Here is a 16,393-nt window from a genome sequence, read left to right as displayed (position 1 = left end):
ACCAAGGAGCAGCCATGTCCCAGTTTCCTTCCGCAAAAGCGCTCATTCCCTTTGTCAGCGTCGAGAACATGATGCGTCTCGTTCATCATGTCGGTGTCGAAACCATGCTGGTGGAATTGACGGACGCCATTGAGGCCGACTTTCGCCGATGGGACGTCTTCGACAAGACGCCGCGCATCGCTTCCCATTCCCGCGATGGCGTTATCGAGCTGATGCCGACCTCGGACGGCGAGATCTATGGATTCAAATATGTAAACGGCCATCCGAAGAACATGGCGGCAGGGTTTCAGACCGTGACCGCATTCGGGCTGCTGGCGCAGGTGTCGACGGGATATCCGGTTCTTCTGACGGAAATGACGTTGTTAACGGCGTTGCGCACCGCCGCGACGTCGGCCATGGCCGCGCGACATCTGGCCCCTAAAAAGGTCAGGGTCATGGCGATGATCGGTAACGGTGCCCAGGCCGAGTTTCAGGCATTGGCTATGAAGGCGGTAGTGGGTATCGAGGAAGTCCGGCTTTACGATATCGATCCGCAGGCGACCGCCAAAGCTGCCGCCAATCTCGCCGACTCCGGCCTGATCGTTACGGCCTGCGGCACGGCACACGAGGCAATCAGGGGCGCGGGGATCATCACGACCTGCACGGCCGACAAGCAATTCGCGACCATTCTGACGGACAACATGGTCGGCGCGGGCGTACACATCAACGCCATCGGCGGGGATTGCCCGGGCAAAACAGAGCTGCACAAGGACATTCTTGCGCGCGCGGATACATTCGTGGAGTACCCGCCGCAGACCCGCGTTGAAGGCGAGATCCAGCAGATGGATCCGGATTATCCAGTTACAGAGCTGTGGCGCGTTGTGCGCGGCGAAGCCGAAGGGCGGCGGGATCAACGCCAAATCACCCTTTTCGACAGCGTGGGCTTCGCGGTGGAAGATTTTTCCGCTTTACGCTATGTCCGGGAAAAGTTGAAAGGCACTGATTTTTACCAGGAAATAGACATCATTGCCGACCCGGACGATCCGCGCGATCTGTTCGGCATGCTGCGCCGTGCGAAGGTGTGACGGCGATGACGAAGAGAACCACTTATTCCGTTCAGGCCCCGGGGGCTGTGGTTATGGTGCGCCCGCACCATTTTACCGTGAATACCGAGACCGCCGCCGATAACAGTTTCCAGGTGATGCATGACGATGACGCCGATCTCGCGGCAATTGCTTATGCCGAAATCACCGCAACCGCCCGGACCCTGCAAGATCACGGGGTGACCGTTCATCTGTTCGAGGACGAAGGAAAAGTCACGCCGGATTCGGTGTTTCCCAATAACTGGTTCTCGACCCACGCTGGCGGTCACGTGGCCATCTATCCGATGAAGGCTGAAAGCCGCCGCCGGGAACGCCGCGCGGACGTCATCGAGATGTTGAAAACCCGCTACCGGGTGCAGGATATCATCGATTATTCGGGATTGGAGCCCGACGGGCTGTTTCTTGAAGGAACAGGCGCGATGGTTCTCGATCACATCGACCGGGTGGCCTATGCGGCGCGTTCCGACAGGACGGACCCGATCGCGCTCGAACGGTTCTGCACGCACTTCAATTTCGAGCCGATGGTATTCGATGCCTGCGATGAGCAGGGCGTTCCCGTGTATCACACCAATGTACTGATGTGCGTGGCGACGGATTTCGCGATGATCGGTCTGGACATGATCGCCAGCGAAAGACGACGCGCTGAAATCGTGATGCGGCTCAAACGGTCTGGTCGGGACGTGATTGCACTGACCAATGACCAGATTCGCCGGTTCGCAGGCAATGCGCTGGAGCTGCAGGGGCAAAGCGGACGCATTCTGGCGCTGTCGGCTACGGCGCTGGCGGCGCTCGACAGGGAACAGGTGAAGGCGATAGGCGCGTTCGCCGAACCGGTGGCCCTCAATATTCAAACCATCGAGAAAGCCGGCGGTTCCGTCCGTTGCACACTTGCCGGCATCCACCTGACATGCCGCTGAATATCAAAGCCTAGGAAGCCGGAGCATCTGTGACCGTCGCCACGGCGATGCGGTCATAGACCTGACCATTGCCATTCGCGCGATTTCGGCGTGATGCTGCCAGAAGCGATATTCGCCGACATCGCCGCCCAGATCGGATCTCGCGTGAAGCTTGAAAGGTTGCCACTGGCATCCTCCAACGTCAGATCGGCGTATTTTGTAAGCAAAGGTAAAATTCCGCCTGCCGCTTCGATCTCTTGAAGCGGCCGTCCATCAACGGGCTTCAGCACACGGTGCCCCCAAACGCCGGGTCGCTCGTCGTCCTTTAGCGTCAGCGGGAACTCGCGGTCACCTGCCACGTCAAATCCGACCGCAGCCAGATGGCGCATCAGAGGAAGGTAGACCGTTTGCCGGCATCCTCCGAGCACTCTCACGCCCGGCAGGATCGCGGTCACGAGATAGGACATGAACATGCCAGGCAAGATCGTTCGGTCGCGGAGGGCCTGCGCCAGACATTCCGGTGTAAAACTCACCTCCAGGCCCGGAGACCGTGCGGATCTGAGCACGCCGTCATTGAGGTAGAGAGGGAATACACGGTCCTTTCCCAACCCCCAGAAGAGATCGGTCGTCCGCCGGATCCAACCCGCCCATGGACCGGCATTCAAACGATCAATCTCCTGCAAAACAGCCAAGGCCGCACCCGTGCCGCCGACGAAATGTGCCGACAACCAGGATGCGGAATCTTCGAGATGATCGGCAATCAGATCGGCCATGTCGAAATCATCGAGTTGCAGGCGGTTGACCGGTGCGGCGAACAGTTCTTGCCAAAGCGCCTGATTGCCCATCTTGATCGCCTCGGCGCCTGTCCGAAACTCTGCCTTCGGCAGTATATCCAAAAGCCGGCGCGCCGAAGCACTCGGTGCGGTCTGCCCCCGCGAGTTTGACAGGGCATAACGATAGGGTCCGTTCTCGCAGGCAATACTGGTTCCGACCAGCCGTTTACGAGGGAGGCCAAATACGTTCAAGGCCTCTCCTTCCAGCGGCAGCCAGCCCGGTCCCTTCTTGGCGCTTTCCCTAAAAGCAGATGTCGAGACCGAGTAGGTAATGTGCCATCGCCTGCCATGGGCCAAAAGGCCGAGAAGGCTGAAGAGATGCGTGTAAAAAGCATCGGGTTCCACGAGAAGCAGCGCATGCGGACCGGTTTGTATTACCGGCGCGGCAACGACATCGGCGCCAGCGCTGACCGCCTGATCGGTGTTGAAGCCTGATTTCAGCGCTGCTCTTTCAATGCAGTGGCGAAGGCGATCCATCGCGTGAAGACGCACTTCGTTTTCAGATCGGAATGCCTCAATTCCGTAGACAAAGCCGGCATAGTCACCCAACCGACGTGTCCAGTACGGTACTAGATTGGGAAGGAGAGATGATAGTGACCGACGGACATCCGTCGCGCTGCAGTATTCGATGGATGGCGTGTCATCATCCGATGTCATGTCAACAATCCTGCCGTTGACCAGGCGCCGACGAACACACCGCGTTCGCTCGCCGCCATGCAAGGGCAGGGGCTATTGGCTCGGATTGCGTATCGGTCAAAACGAGCGGCAATGCCTCATAGCAGTAAGCCGGTGGTATCGCCGGCTTCACCAACGATGAGATAAACTCGAGCAAAGAGGAGCGCGCGTTGGAGGATGCGTTGGTGTAAAAGTTGCCGCTGTTCCAGATAACCACTGAATAGCGGAAGAACGACCTCAGCGCCGTAACCGTGGTTGGTAGGTCAACCTGGCAATCCGACATCGTATTGAGGATTTCAGACTTCTTCTCCGAGATGTTCTGTCGTGAAAAATACCGCGTCTTGAACAATTCGTCCTTCTGCCATTCCCGCTCGTCATAAACGAGCGGATCTTGCTGGGCGAGCTTCTGCACCTGCAGGAGAATGCCACCTGGCTTGATACGGGGTGCGATAAACTCGAGTTGCCGCACCCGATCCCGATCGAACATCTGAAATGTAGTGTCTTCGAAAAGGATATCGAAGCCATTCTGGAAATCTGAGAGATCAGGATCGGCGATGTACCGCTCGCTGTCGAGCGCGAAAAACGGGCCGAAGAAAAAATGGGCATGTTCACTTGCGCGGTTTGCCAGAAACACATCACGGTTGGCAGCTGTTGCACTGCAGCAGAGCGTCTTGAGGCGACCATCTCCAAGGACGGCCAATGTACGAATAAAGCAGCCGGTCCCGGCCCCAAGGGTGTAGACGGTCGCGGGTTTCGCTGTGCGGGCCCAAATTCGCGTTGCAAAGGAATATATGCCGGCTCCCAGGCGGATCTGCTCCTCAAGCCGGTAAGGGATGCTGGCATAATAGTGACCGTCGAAACCACCGAACAGGCGTGCATGGCTGTGTGCGAACACGGCGCAATCAAGGTCGAAATCGAGCAGGCTCAGATCCGGCTCGGGCTGTGCAATGTCGGGAACGCCACCTTCCTGGCTGGCGGTACGCTGGAAAAACGTGGAGAACGAGGTCAGCCGCGGCGCGTTTCGCCAGCGTTCTATCGTTTGCGGATCCACCATCTTCGGCTCCCTTCTCGGTCAACACAGCGCATCCCATGTCGCTGGCGTGTGTGAGAGAGGATTGTGAAGCCCAGGGAGAGAACCGCAATTTGCCGAATTCGTCAGATTGCGCCTGGCCGATCGGATGTAGATGCGAACCGCGCTTTCGGAGACGTCAAGAGCGGCCGCGATTTGCTTGTAGATCTTACCGGATGCGAGCAGTTGAAGGCATTGCCGTTCCCGCGTTGAAAGATCACGTTCCATGCCTGGATGGCGAAGGCCGGAGATTCTCATGACCTTTTCGTGCAGATAGTAGGCGATGATATGCAGTTCGTGGACGATCGATCGTTTGAGAACCGCCCAATCCTCGTTCGGTAAGTCCGAGGTGACTGAAAACAAACACCGTTCGCCATTGGCACCCCTGATAGGGATTGCAAGTCCATTGGGGCCAACGCCATGGCGGATGGCATCGTCGAAGAAGTGCGTGACCTCGCCGGACTGTCGTTTGACCGACGACCAGTCCATCGGCAGGAGACCCGTTCGCGCAATCGCAACAACCGGATCGATGGCGATGTAATCGTTCACCACGTAGGTGTTGATCCATTCTTGCGGGTACGTACTGGCGTAAAATGGAGTGAGAGGTGATGTGCTACCGGTTCGCAAGGCCAGAAATGTCACATGGGACAAGCCGTAGCGCGCGCTGATGACGTTAAGTGCGTCGGCCAATTCCTCTGGTGTTTCCAACGTTTGAATGTCGAGCAGCGACCGCGCTAAATGTGTCCGATCGTCCATTTGCATTCGAATGACGTGATTGTACCGAAATCGAAAGGGTTAGCCGAACTTGACAATCCGGCGGCGGCTATATCGACCCTAGCCGCGGGTCACCGCGACTGAAACTGGTAGAAGAATGAGTGGAACGGAAAAGGCCGCGAACCAGCCACTCGGCTGAGCCGTCATGCGACGATGGCGGGATTTCCGGCAACGATGATCCAACCGATGGGATTAGGGTCAGCGCCACATCCTATCCCTGCGCAGAAGTCTATCGAGCGGCCGCTGCTGAGATCCCTCCTGACTGCTCGGAGCCTCTGCCTCCAGTGACCACCAGTTCAGACGCCGTCAACGCCCCGATCATGCCGTGGTTTTTGAATCAAATCAGTCCCAGTTTTGTGGCGACGGCGGTCGCCTGAGGCAACGTATCTGCCCGCAAGGCCTTTTTCGCATTGATCAGATGAAAATGGACGTTGGAATAGCTCGTGTTCTCGATCTTCGCGATGTCACGCATCGTACGACCTTCAGCAGACCATTTCAGCGTCATCGCTTGCCGGCCACTGAGGTCCGGTATCGGCGACGATGGTAGTTCCGCAGCGCATGCCTCAATGCGGGCGTGCAACAAGGTGACCGCGTTTACAGAAAGCACGGGATCGAGTTTCAGAGACTGAAGACGGTGCGGATCCGCCGTCGTTAGCATGAATATCCCCCGACCACGCAACCCGGTCTCGAAGGGGATGGCGACGCCCGCCCGGATCCCGAGATCGTATGCCTCGATGAACATTTTTCTGATCGACGCCCGGCTCCCACGCAAAAGCTCCTCACCGTTCCACAAAAAGGCATGGGCACATTGTCGAGCACGGGAGAGAACGGGATCAAAAGCGTCGTAGCGGCCTTCGAGATAGCGCGCCTGCCATTGAGGCGGGAAATTTGACAGCGTCGTCAGCCGCGACAGATTTGTGGCATCGACATGGATGTAAGAGAAGTGCTCGAACCCGAGCTCTTTGGTCGACAACATCACAAGATCGAAGATTGCCCTCGTGGTTGTCATGACGGATGTTGCGTCCATCAGGTTCCGCAGCCATGTCTTCATGCTTTGTCGTCCTGTCGTGATTTTTACCGCACTGGTAACGCGCGACGTCATGAGTGGATTTCAACTGAAAAGGGCACAGCCAGCAGCCCAGTCCGTTGACTGGCGGTATGCCCCAAAGCGGGCACACCGCCACATTTGCCTTCGTCCGCGTGGGGCCGGGGCGCTGAAGAACCATGCATATTTCAAGAGGGAGTGTGCCTAAGCAACCTTCCGACCAGCGTTGCGATCTTCAACCAGCAAGGGACCGGCGATATTCGTGGTGGCGGCGATGCCATCCCACAACACCTGAGAAATTTCGAAGAGTCCTGCGTAGGTCATGACACGGCCAATCCTCGTCGGCACGCCGATCACCTCCGCAGGGCAGTTCGATGCCCGAAAGACGCGGGCCATGCGAGCATCGTAAACGGAGACGATATGGCTAAGACATGCGGATTGGCCAATCTCGACCATTCCGCACAGCAGTTCGGTCGTCACCCTGTCGATCCGCCGTCTCCCATTATGAGCCATGTCGGGATCGATGCAGAAGCGCGAGCTCTCCCAGATGAGCGGGCTTTCGATAACCAGTCCATCGGGAAGCAGAACGGGAAATACGTCTCGCAGCATATTCGGACCGGTTGTCGGCAGCAGCCGAACAGAACCCTCAAGGCGCCCGGTGGTATCATTGACGGCAAGAAGATAGAGAGGGTCGGCCGCATCGAATACGTCGATCTCCCGACCGTCGGTAACCGTCACATCCCATTGCAATCGGTCTTTGAACACCCGGGCCCTTAAGGCATGCATGTCATCCAGAAGCTGGCGGTACTCTGAGCGATTTGCTGTTTCCACGATCTTCAACATCTGTTCCACCTTTCGTTTATTCAACAACGAAAGGACAAAACGGAGAGCGTGAATACCCGGCATTTCCACCGGGTTTACGGAGGCCCGATCAGTATGTTTTCGTTATACGCCTTGGTTACGGCGTGGGTCATATTTGCAGCACCGAGCTTCGAAAGGATGAGGTTGACGTAAAATCGAACCGTCTTCTCTGAAATCCCCATAATCATTGAGGTCTCCCAGTCCGTCTTTCCGGTCGCCTTCCATTTGAGGCACTCTACCTCGCGCGGAGCAAGGCTCACCATTGGTCGTTCCGGGTTTCCACGGCGCGTGACCATCTGATGGAAGAGGTAAGCGAACATCTGAAAGTCGCGTTTCAGATACTTAAGGTCGCGTCGCCATTTCTCCGGACTACCATTGCCGGTAATGGTGAAGAGTGCGCGATCACCGGAACGACCGCGGACAGGTATCGTCAAGCCATTGTAGCCGATGCCAAATTCGGAAGCCTCGCCGAAGAACCTTCGAAACTTGGCACCGCGATGGTCATGCCCGTTCCACTCTACCGGCAGGACAGCGGAAAAGCCTGAGCGGATGACCGGATCAAGGGTCACATAGTTTGATTTCTTGTAATGCGTGACCCAATCAGAGGAGTAAGTCACCGTCAGGAACGGATCAGCCGCGGTGCTTTTCTGGACATTCACACCGAAGTAAGCGGCTGACGCCAAACCGTAGAAGGCGCACATTTTCCGAAGCAGCGCAGGAGGATCAGCCGTTCCGTCTTCGAACTCCGAGATCAGCAGATCGTAGATTTTTTCTAACGTTTGCAAGAGCATACACCGTCACAAATGTGTCATGCTCCTCCCGAAAACTACGCTATTGGTTGTTTTTGGTCTGTCAACTCAATTACGAGCAATCAAGACAAGCTCTCCTTTTTGTGAATGCGGTAGGCTCTCAGGTGTACGATGAGATTTTAGCATAGGCCTTCACATCATAAGTGAGAATCATGATATATCCTCCGCAAGGAGAATGATTATTGTTCAGATGTCGCGTGCCTATACGCCTGCAGAGGCAGCTGCCGTCAGCGAAGTTGCCGTGAAGTCGGTGCATAATGCAATCGACAAACGGATCATCGCACGTCGTCTTTCTGAAGACGAGGGACGGGCGCTTTCCGACGATGACCTGTTGCGCCTGAAGCTTTGGTATGGGGTCGGTTCGATCTTGTCGGCCGAGCGTCGTCAGCGGCTTTTTGACACGATCGACCAGGACCCCGATGTCGATACCGTGCGAGTGGACGACTATCTGATCGTTGATGTTGCGCGTGCGCGCGAACAGCTTGCCGCGCGTGCGGAGGCGCTCCGGGAGGCGGAACGGGTTATCGAATCCGTGAAGGGTGTCCTTGGCGGTGAACCGGTCTTCCGCAAAACCCGAGTTCCGGTCAGGACGATTGCCGCCGTGAAGGCGCAGGGCGCAACCTCCGAGGAGATTATCGAGGGGTATCCTTCGCTTACTTTGCGCATGGTTGAGCTTGCAGAAATATGGACTGCTGCTCACCCGGCACGGGGTCGGCCTCGCAAGCTATCCGAGCTCGGCGCGACCGTGAAATCGTCAAAGCGTCTATCGCTTACGATAGGTGCAAGGAAGCCCTCGCGTGCCTGACAGGTATCGTCTCACATCGACCATAAAATTGAGAGAGGTGCAGCCTGCAAGCGTTCGGCGAAGGGTGTGATGCGGTCATGATCGTGCAGGACCAGGCCGCGGACGAAACGATCGCCGCCGGCTGCTTGTAACTGACGTAGCCCACGAAAATCGTCGGCCTTGACGGTCGCAGATGCCTTGATCTCAATGCCGATGATGCGGCCGCGCCGATCTTCAATCACGACATCGACCTCATCCAGGTCTTTGGTCCTGTAATGAGAGAACGAAACGCGCCTCTCCGACCAGGATGCCAGTTTCATCAACTCGGAGACAACAAAGCTCTCCAGAAGCGCGCCAAATCTTGTCTTGTCGTCGGACAGTCGGGCCAGTTCGTCTTCGCGTAAGGCCGCTAGCAGTCCTGTGTCGATGAAATGCAGCTTTGGCGTTTTAACAAGCCTGCTAAGCCGGTTGTTCGACCAGGGCACGAGCGTCTTCACCAGAAACAGGCGTTCAAGAATGGCGACGTATTTCTGTGCTGTTACCCCTGACAACCCGAGCGCCGAGCCGAAGCTGCTGTTGTTGATCAATTGTCCAGCGTGCTCCGCGAGAACGTTAAGGAGACGTGGAAGGCGGTCGAGTTGATCGATGTTGGCGATGTCCCGCACGTCGCGATCCAGTATCAAGCTGACGTAGTCTTCAAGCCACGATACACGACGGGAAACACTGTTGCGTTTCAAGACTTCCGGGTAGCCACCGGCCAGTACGATGCTCATAAGATCTTTGCCCAGGACAACATCACCGTTGGTGCTCGGCTCCTCTCCGGCAAACAGTCGGTCAAGCATAAGACCTGGGCTCGACCTGACTTCGGCCTGCGCAAAGGGAAAAAGCGGAATGACGGCCATTCGGCCGGCAAGGGAATCGGCAATGGTGGGAATTGTTGCGAGGTTAGCAGAACCCGTCAGCAGGAATCGGCCCGGCTCCTGGTCGTCATCCACGCTCGCCTTGATCGCGAGCATCAGATCTGGCGCCCGTTGTACTTCATCGATAACGGCGCGCTTGATCCCTCGGATGAACCCCGTCGGATCCGCTTTCGCTGCGTTCAGGGTACCTGCATCATCAAGTGTGATGTAAGGGCGATCCCCATTTGCGAACATTCGCGCCAGTGTTGTTTTTCCGGCCTGTCGTGGCCCGGAGATCAATACAACACGGGTGTCTGCCAAGGCAGCCTCGACGAGAGGCAGCACTTTGCGGACGACGAGAGGTTTAGAATCTGACGGTTCAATCATGCGTCCATTTTTAATTCTTTCCCCGTCCAATTTAAAGCGTCTCGTCGTCCATTTTTAATTTTATGACCGCCCAATCTAAAATCTGACTATTTCTGACCACCGATCCTCGTCAGATCGATGCGGATGTCGGCATCGTCAGGCGTGGACGGCTCTTCTTTCTCCTGGGGCGTGGCGTCGGCCTCCGGAGCCTCTTCTGCCTCATCGCCATCCTCTGATTCTTGCACGACCGCACCACCGGGGTCCTCCACCTGGAACACGCTCTCGCCCTCGAACTTCCCGGTCTGCCATGCATGCACAGCATCGTCGAAGAGCTGCGGAAAGACCTCCTCATTCGTCGGGTTGCCATACCATTTGGCGACGATGCGGAGGATCTTGGCGAACATTCCTGTGCCCGTCCGCAGATTGGCGCAGGGCTCGACCAGATCGACCGACAATTCAGAAGCATCCTTCAGGCCGATGCCCGCCGGGATCTGGGTGAGGCCGACCCGCACGACCGAGCCGCCAATGTTGTCGCGAATGATCTCAATCGCTTCCTCGGGTGTTTTCGGTTTGGGAATGAGGATGAGGCGGCCGCCGGACCTCACCGTGATGGCCAGCGGGTCCTCCGAGCCAACAGCCTGCACGAACTGTTCCACGATAGCTGGCTTCAGCGATGGCTCAGCACATTCCTTGATCAACGCAGCTTCCAGCATGCGATCTCCAAACCTAACTGTTGAACGAGATGACGAGCGGCAGGCCGAACAGGCGGGCCCAGGCCTCACTGCTTACCCGTTGAATGTCGATGATCGATGTCCCTGCGGTCCACCAGCCATTCCCGACCGCGAGGATGGCGTCGGGTCGGTGGAGCGCCGACTGCAGGACCGGCCAGATGAGAAGCTGCTCGTAGCAGATCAGCGGCATCAGACTCAGGTCGCGGACATGGACGACGGGATTGGCGAAGAAATGCGCCCGAGCGCCGCCTTGATCGCCAACCCAGGCTCGCCATGGCTGCCACATCGATCCGGGCACCGGCATCCTCTCCCGATAGAGAATGTCGCTCCCATCAGCCGACACTTTCACGAGCACATTGTCATAGCCTTGGCTGTCGATGACGGCCGCTCCCGCGATGACAGTGATGCCCTTATCCGTGAGAGATCGCTCCCAGGTGCGGCTAACCGTCGGCGTCCAGAAGCCGAGAGCGCTTTCCGGTAATACGATCGTCGTGCCCGGCGGGTGACGGCGAACAATGTCGATCAGGTCACGTTGACGCCGCAGGCCAGTTTCACGCCCGAGCGATGCGCCCATTTCAAGGTCGACACCGATCCACGATGCGGGTAGGTTCGGTGTCGTCCACTGAGCGGCGGACCAGAGCCAAATGCCCGTCATGGCCAAGGCTGCAGCCGGCCGATAACGCGTCGTCATGACGATCAGGCCGGCTGCCATCGCGCCCAGACCCCACCATCCCCAGCAGGGAAACAAAACGCCCGCAGCAGTGATCGGATGCGCCCATCCCAAAATGCCGAACGGTGGGACCGCCATCACGACGCAAGCAGCCAGGTAACGGAGCGGCTTTTGCCATCCCTTGCGATCCGACCAGAGCACCGAATGGACCGCCACGAAGGCGGAGGAGGCGACCAGCCAGAGCAAAAGGCCGGGCCAGATATCCGATGAATAGAAGTTCGCCACCCCCTGCGGCAGTCCTCGCGATGCAGCGAGGAAGTAGGCGGCAGAGACCGCCGTTGCCTGCAGACGCGTCCGTGCCAAGGACCAAAGCATGGGGAAGGTGGCCGCGACGGGCAAGAGAAGCACATCACCGCTCCAGCCGATCCACCCAACACTCGTTGATAGCGCGACGAGGACACCCGTTCGGAAGGCATCACGGCGCATAGGTCCAGACCTCTCGCGCCAGTCCGAGGATTCCATCCATTGGCAAAGGACCAAAATACCGGCTATCGAACGATCCCGAAAACGGGGAATGCAGGAAGACCGTTCCGGGCGGAATGACACCCCCGTCGTACCGCTCCATCTTTCGCCCTTTGCCGTCCAACGGCGCAACGCGCGAGTGAGGAAGCGGACGACTATCGACCCGGACAACGTCATGGATCTCGATCATCTGTCCGGATGTCGCCACAACCGTCTTGATCAGCGGCGCCACGCGGCCGGCGCATCGGCCGAAACGCAGATATCCACGCGCCCGCGCCTTGCGCATCGCGTCGGTGTTTGGTGGGCAAATGAAGACCAGATCGCCGACCAGAATCGGACGATCGGGTTTGACGATCCGCCAGAGGCCCAGCGGTTCACTGGGTGTGAGATTGACCCTGAAGCCCTGTCCTCCAAGCAGGACGATGAAGCCAAGTGCGAACAGACTGACGCTGGAGATCCGATAGAACCAGATAAGCCGTTTCATGCGCCGTAGCACTCTGTGTCGATGACGCATCTTCATCTGAGGGGGAGCCCCTGAGATTTCGTCTGACGCAGTGTCTCAGCCTGCTTGAGTGCCGTCACACTGCGCTCATGGGCGTTCAGTTGCTGGACCGTCCGCATCGTGTTCCAGGCCTGCTGCACCTCGCTCTTCTGCGCAGCATTCATGCCTGATGTGACGCGCTGGAACGCCTCGCCGGTGACATCCTTCGCAGCCAGGGGCAGGAAGGTCCTTTCTCCGAAACGTTCAGTGACCGCCTTCGCGAAACCTTCCAGTTCAGCCTTCACCATCTTGTCGGCAAGCGCATATTCGTGCCCAGAGTGCAGGTCGTTTCTGTCGATGGCATCGCGGACGCGTTCCAGCACGCTCTTCGCATTGGCAGAGAGGGCAGGGATCTCCAGGGCGACTTGTCTACGCACCGCCAGTTCCTCGGCGTGATTTCGCCGCTCGGCATCGCCACGCTGGCGGAGATAATCGCTGATGCTGTCGGCGAGCGGCGTCACATTTTTAAGCGCCCGGTCCCGGTCGACCTTGTCGCCGCGGCTTGCGAGTAGACCCGTCTTGCCCTTGAGGGCACCGAAGGTTTCTGGCTCGTTGGCAATTCTGGCGATCGTCTTTTCCGCGGCCGACTGGTCGCGCAGCATCGCATCGACGTTCGCTGCCTTGAATGCTACTTCCGGCTGCGCGTAGACGTGATGGAAGCGCATCGAGACTTCTTCCCATTGCTTCTTGAGCGCCGGGTCTGCGGCGAGTTTATCCTCGACGGCTTGGTCGATCGATTTCGGGAATGTGGTGATACCGGCCACCATGGGCTTTGCCTCCTTTGCTGCAGTGGGAACGGTGCTAGCCGTCGACGTTGCGAAACCGAGCCTGGCGCCGAGGGCTGCAAGCCGGCCGGCGAGATCGACAAGCTTCTGCTTCTGCCGGACCGTCCATTCGAGACGATCGCGCGCAACCGTTCTGGCGACGTTGACGATGTGAAGACCGCGCGCTTCGGCAAAGCGGAGTGCCTGGCGGTAGATGCTGCCGCCAGCGTAATCGAGCGTCGTTTCCTTGGAATTCCTGCGCGACAAAATCTCGACCAGACCGCCTGCCCTGGTAAAGGATCGGTGGCCGTAATAGACGCCGACATCTTCGCGGTGGCGTGTCATCGCAACATAGGTGAGGTGGCGATCGAGAGACAGGGACGCGAGCACCTTGACCCGGTCAACGGTCGCACCCTGGCTCTTGTGCACCGTGGTGGCATAACCATGATCGACATTGTTGTAGAAGCGCTGTTCAATGGTGACCTGGCGCAGGTGCTCACCATCGCCGATGACAGCGACGATACGACCGGGCGCAGCTTCCACCACCTTGCCCAGCATGCCGTTCTTGACGCCGATTGCCCCTTCGTTTTTCAGGAAGACGATTTGGTCACCGGCTGCAAAGCTTCTGACACCGTCGGCGGTCTTGAACGGCGAACCGTGCTCGATGATGCCGCGCTCGATCAGTTTCGTGCGCGCCAGCTCATTCAGCATGCGGACGTCACGGCGCAGGTGCGCAAGGATCAATGTGGACTTGGCAGGATCGTATTCGCGGTTCCAGTCCGAGATGAGGTTGGTGACCGCATCGGCCTTCAGCTCTGAGCCGATCATCTTGCCGTTGGACTGATAGGCTGCGAGGGCTTTGCCGACATTGCCACGCGCGAGATCGAGCGAAGCGTCGCGCATCCATTGCTCACGCTGGCGATAGATGGTTTCGAGTTCGGCATAGCCGATGCGATCGGCAATGGCGCGGAAGGCAGCACCCGCCTCGATCGGCTGAAGCTGCTCATGATCGCCGACAAGCACGAACTTGGCGCCAGCTTTGGTAACAGCTTCGACGAATGTCGCCATTTGCCGCGACGACACCATGCCAGCCTCGTCCAGAACGAAAACCGTCTTGTCGTCGAGCTGCCCGCGACCCTGATTCCAGCGGAGTTCCCAGGACGACAGGGTACGGGAGACGATGCCCGCTTCCTTCTCCAGACCTTCAGCCGCCTTGCCGGCAAGCGCACCACCGACGACGCGATAGCCGGCCGCTTCCCACGCCTCGCGCGCCGCCCTCATCATCGTTGTCTTGCCAGCGCCCGCGCGGCCGATCACGGCTGCAATCCGCTCATCACCGGCTACATGTTCGATGGCAGCCTTCTGCTCGTCGGACAGCCTTTCGTGACGCGCGAACGTCGCCTCAAGCACGGGCTGCCGGACGCCATGCGAAGACCGCTGCGAGAGCCAAATCGCCCTGCTCGCCATCTCGGCTTCGAGCCGGATCAGTTCGCGTGTCGTGTATTTAGCCGGTGCGCGAACACCCGTCGTGAAGTCCAGACACTCGCGATCGAGCCGGAGGGTTTCGGGGTTCTGCAGGATGCGCGCCATCAGACTTTGGAAGAGACCGGCATCATCGATATAGCGATGCAGGATCTTGGCGACATCGCGTTCGTCGAACACGCTCTTCTCCCGCGTGATTAGGTCCAGCACGATCTCCGGACTACGCTGAATCCGGCGGGCATTCTCGGCTCGCCGCTCTTCCTGCAGCTCCAGCCGTTCGAGCGCAGCCTTCTCTTCCGCACCGACCGCCTTCCGCTCGATCGCCTTCGTGCCAACACCAAGATGGATGGTGGGCGTCAGCTCAATTCCCTGCTTCTCAAAGGACCGGCCATCGATCCTGATGTCCAGGCCGGCAAGCGCCAGGTGCCGGTTCTGGCAGGCGAACCAGCCGTCACGAAACGCATTGAAGTTTTCTAGGCCACCGGCCCAAAGCTCGTAGACGATCTTGCCGCTATCGTTTCGCAGCGCTTTGCCGTCCGGTCCCGTGACGGCCACCTTTTTCGAACCGAAACCGACCTCGGTCAGCGGTCGCAACGTCGTCATCAAATGGATATGCGGATTGCCCGGCGCGTCATGGAAAACCCAGTCGGCAACCATGCCTTGGACTGTGATGTGCCTGGCAACGAATTCCTGAACGAGATCGATGTTCTGCTCGGCTGAAAGCTCTATCGGCAGGGCGATGGTGACATCCTTGGCGAGCTGCGCATCCGATCGCTTCTCGAACTCCTCGACCTTGTTCCAGAAGGCTTCCGAGGCTCCCGAGACGGATCGATCGGCAATCAATGATTGCAGCCATTCAGGGGCATTCGTGGGGATGACAAACTCCTCATGCAACAGGCCCTGCTTGCGGGTGTAGTCGATCGTCCTTGCTTCCCGCTCATAGTCCATCTTGGCGCAATGCCGGTAGGCCGCCGACAGCACGGCGCTTCGGCCGGAGCCGCGGGCGACGATGCTGACTGAAAAATGCGGGACGGCCATTGCAGAAAACGCTCCTTGGATCGAACAAAATCAACGTGTTCGTGAGGAGCGAAAGGCCTCCGGCAGGGGGCAAAAGCAGAGCGTCGCATCAGCGACGTATAATTGCGCCCTTCGGATCCGCCCTTCGAACGGTCGGGATGATGCTCAAAAGCGTAGGCTCCGCCTACTCGCATTTCTGTTAGTAGATCGGCACGCCGATCTGAACGACTCTGGCTGCGTCAACCACGAAAAGCAGCATCAGAGGACAATCCAGAGATGAAGAAACCATCCTCCAAGATCCGCGAAGAAATCGCCAAGCTCCAGGAGCAGCTCAAGCACGCGGAAACAAAAGAGGCAGAGCGTATCGGTCGCGTCGCACTGCGGGCAGGCCTTGGCGAAATCGAAATCGAGGAGACCGAGCTCCAGGCAGCGTTCGAGGAACTGGCGAAACGCTTTCGCGGAGGCAAGGTCGGCACGAGCGGACGGAAAGGGGCAGGGGAGAGCAGCACGAGCAGCGGGCAGTCCGAAGCGCTCGCGTCTGGCGCGGCTTCGGGCGGCACTCCTGAGGCTTGA

At 58.4% G+C, this 16,393-nt stretch carries 15 protein-coding genes; 4 read left to right on the top strand and 11 right to left on the bottom strand.

What is annotated here, in order from left to right; all coding sequences use genetic code 11:
- Positions 1-14 precede the first annotated feature (14 nt).
- Complete coding sequence (ocd, locus tag GGQ66_RS08395; RefSeq protein ID WP_183791453.1) at positions 15-1,064, top strand: ornithine cyclodeaminase; 1,050 nt, start codon at positions 15-17, stop codon at positions 1,062-1,064.
- A gap of 5 nt (positions 1,065-1,069) precedes the next feature.
- Complete coding sequence (ctlX, locus tag GGQ66_RS08390; protein WP_183791451.1) at positions 1,070-1,999, top strand: citrulline utilization hydrolase CtlX; 930 nt, start codon at positions 1,070-1,072, stop codon at positions 1,997-1,999.
- Between the two features lie 53 nt (positions 2,000-2,052).
- Here ctlX and GGQ66_RS08385 read toward each other — a convergent pair whose 3' ends face one another.
- The 6 genes from GGQ66_RS08385 to GGQ66_RS08360 all read right to left on the bottom strand — a co-directional run bounded on the left by GGQ66_RS08385 (position 2,053) and on the right by GGQ66_RS08360 (position 8,020).
- Complete coding sequence (locus tag GGQ66_RS08385) at positions 2,053-3,468, bottom strand: hypothetical protein (protein ID WP_237358830.1); 1,416 nt, start codon at positions 3,466-3,468, stop codon at positions 2,053-2,055.
- Position 3,469: 1 nt separating this feature from the next.
- Positions 3,470-4,540 (bottom strand): class I SAM-dependent methyltransferase, encoded by a 1,071-nt coding sequence (locus GGQ66_RS08380; RefSeq protein ID WP_183791356.1) that lies wholly within the window; start codon positions 4,538-4,540, stop codon positions 3,470-3,472.
- A gap of 18 nt (positions 4,541-4,558) precedes the next feature.
- Positions 4,559-5,311, bottom strand: a complete 753-nt coding sequence (locus GGQ66_RS08375) for a helix-turn-helix transcriptional regulator (RefSeq protein WP_183791354.1) — start codon at positions 5,309-5,311, stop codon at positions 4,559-4,561.
- Between the two features lie 355 nt (positions 5,312-5,666).
- Positions 5,667-6,380 carry an autoinducer binding domain-containing protein gene (locus GGQ66_RS08370; protein WP_183791352.1) on the bottom strand — a complete coding sequence of 238 codons (714 nt, stop codon included), beginning with the start codon at positions 6,378-6,380 and terminating at the stop codon, positions 5,667-5,669.
- A gap of 198 nt (positions 6,381-6,578) precedes the next feature.
- Positions 6,579-7,217 carry an acyl-homoserine-lactone synthase gene (locus GGQ66_RS08365; protein WP_183791350.1) on the bottom strand — a complete coding sequence of 213 codons (639 nt, stop codon included), beginning with the start codon at positions 7,215-7,217 and terminating at the stop codon, positions 6,579-6,581.
- A 74-nt stretch (positions 7,218-7,291) separates the two neighbouring features.
- Positions 7,292-8,020 (bottom strand): LuxR family transcriptional regulator, encoded by a 729-nt coding sequence (locus GGQ66_RS08360; RefSeq protein WP_183791340.1) that lies wholly within the window; start codon positions 8,018-8,020, stop codon positions 7,292-7,294.
- Between the two features lie 199 nt (positions 8,021-8,219).
- Here GGQ66_RS08360 and GGQ66_RS08355 point away from each other — a divergent pair, with 199 nt between their 5' ends.
- The gene (locus tag GGQ66_RS08355) at positions 8,220-8,849 is read left to right on the top strand and encodes a DUF433 domain-containing protein (protein ID WP_210287207.1); all 630 of its coding nucleotides are present in this window, start codon (positions 8,220-8,222) and stop codon (positions 8,847-8,849) included.
- An 11-nt stretch (positions 8,850-8,860) separates the two neighbouring features.
- Here GGQ66_RS08355 and GGQ66_RS08350 read toward each other — a convergent pair whose 3' ends face one another.
- From GGQ66_RS08350 to traA, 5 genes are all read right to left on the bottom strand, one after another.
- Positions 8,861-10,114: an ATP-binding protein gene (locus GGQ66_RS08350; RefSeq protein ID WP_183791338.1), complete on the bottom strand. Its 1,254-nt coding sequence runs from the start codon at positions 10,112-10,114 to the stop codon at positions 8,861-8,863.
- An 86-nt stretch (positions 10,115-10,200) separates the two neighbouring features.
- Positions 10,201-10,806, bottom strand: coding sequence for a TraH family protein (locus tag GGQ66_RS08345; protein WP_183791336.1), 606 nt, complete (start codon positions 10,804-10,806; stop codon positions 10,201-10,203).
- Between the two features lie 13 nt (positions 10,807-10,819).
- Positions 10,820-11,980, bottom strand: coding sequence for a conjugal transfer protein TraB (locus GGQ66_RS08340; RefSeq protein ID WP_183791334.1), 1,161 nt, complete (start codon positions 11,978-11,980; stop codon positions 10,820-10,822).
- On the bottom strand, positions 11,970-12,500 hold the full coding sequence (gene traF, locus GGQ66_RS08335) for a conjugative transfer signal peptidase TraF (protein WP_237358829.1): 531 nt from the start codon (positions 12,498-12,500) through the stop codon (positions 11,970-11,972). The genes GGQ66_RS08340 and traF overlap by 11 nt, the downstream gene beginning before the upstream one ends.
- A 32-nt stretch (positions 12,501-12,532) precedes the next feature.
- Complete coding sequence (gene traA, locus GGQ66_RS08330; RefSeq protein WP_183791332.1) at positions 12,533-15,841, bottom strand: Ti-type conjugative transfer relaxase TraA; 3,309 nt, start codon at positions 15,839-15,841, stop codon at positions 12,533-12,535.
- A gap of 255 nt (positions 15,842-16,096) precedes the next feature.
- Here traA and traC point away from each other — a divergent pair, with 255 nt between their 5' ends.
- Positions 16,097-16,393: a conjugal transfer protein TraC gene (gene traC, locus GGQ66_RS08325; RefSeq protein ID WP_183791330.1), complete on the top strand. Its 297-nt coding sequence runs from the start codon at positions 16,097-16,099 to the stop codon at positions 16,391-16,393.

The sequence above is a fragment of the Allorhizobium borbori genome, from assembly GCF_014196535.1.
GTDB lineage: Bacteria > Pseudomonadota > Alphaproteobacteria > Rhizobiales > Rhizobiaceae > Ectorhizobium > Ectorhizobium borbori.
Note: the sequence above shows the minus strand (reverse complement) of the source record. Positions and strands in the feature narration are given on the sequence as shown.

Bases quoted from the DNA above. Each gene is read 5' to 3' on its own strand.
- ocd (WP_183791453.1), top strand. From the start codon at position 15: ATGTCCCAGTTTCCTTCCGCAAAAGCGCTCATTCCCTTTGTCAGCGTC.
- ctlX (WP_183791451.1), top strand. From the start codon at position 1,070: ATGACGAAGAGAACCACTTATTCCGTTCAGGCCCCGGGGGCTGTGGTT.
- GGQ66_RS08385 (WP_237358830.1), bottom strand. From the start codon at position 3,468: ATGACATCGGATGATGACACGCCATCCATCGAATACTGCAGCGCGACG.
- GGQ66_RS08380 (WP_183791356.1), bottom strand. From the start codon at position 4,540: ATGGTGGATCCGCAAACGATAGAACGCTGGCGAAACGCGCCGCGGCTG.
- GGQ66_RS08375 (WP_183791354.1), bottom strand. From the start codon at position 5,311: ATGGACGATCGGACACATTTAGCGCGGTCGCTGCTCGACATTCAAACG.
- GGQ66_RS08370 (WP_183791352.1), bottom strand. From the start codon at position 6,380: ATGAAGACATGGCTGCGGAACCTGATGGACGCAACATCCGTCATGACA.
- GGQ66_RS08365 (WP_183791350.1), bottom strand. From the start codon at position 7,217: ATGTTGAAGATCGTGGAAACAGCAAATCGCTCAGAGTACCGCCAGCTT.
- GGQ66_RS08355 (WP_210287207.1), top strand. From the start codon at position 8,220: ATGATTATTGTTCAGATGTCGCGTGCCTATACGCCTGCAGAGGCAGCT.
- GGQ66_RS08350 (WP_183791338.1), bottom strand. From the start codon at position 10,114: ATGATTGAACCGTCAGATTCTAAACCTCTCGTCGTCCGCAAAGTGCTG.
- GGQ66_RS08345 (WP_183791336.1), bottom strand. From the start codon at position 10,806: ATGCTGGAAGCTGCGTTGATCAAGGAATGTGCTGAGCCATCGCTGAAG.
- GGQ66_RS08340 (WP_183791334.1), bottom strand. From the start codon at position 11,980: ATGCGCCGTGATGCCTTCCGAACGGGTGTCCTCGTCGCGCTATCAACG.
- traF (WP_237358829.1), bottom strand. From the start codon at position 12,500: ATGAAACGGCTTATCTGGTTCTATCGGATCTCCAGCGTCAGTCTGTTC.
- traA (WP_183791332.1), bottom strand. From the start codon at position 15,841: ATGGCCGTCCCGCATTTTTCAGTCAGCATCGTCGCCCGCGGCTCCGGC.
- traC (WP_183791330.1), top strand. From the start codon at position 16,097: ATGAAGAAACCATCCTCCAAGATCCGCGAAGAAATCGCCAAGCTCCAG.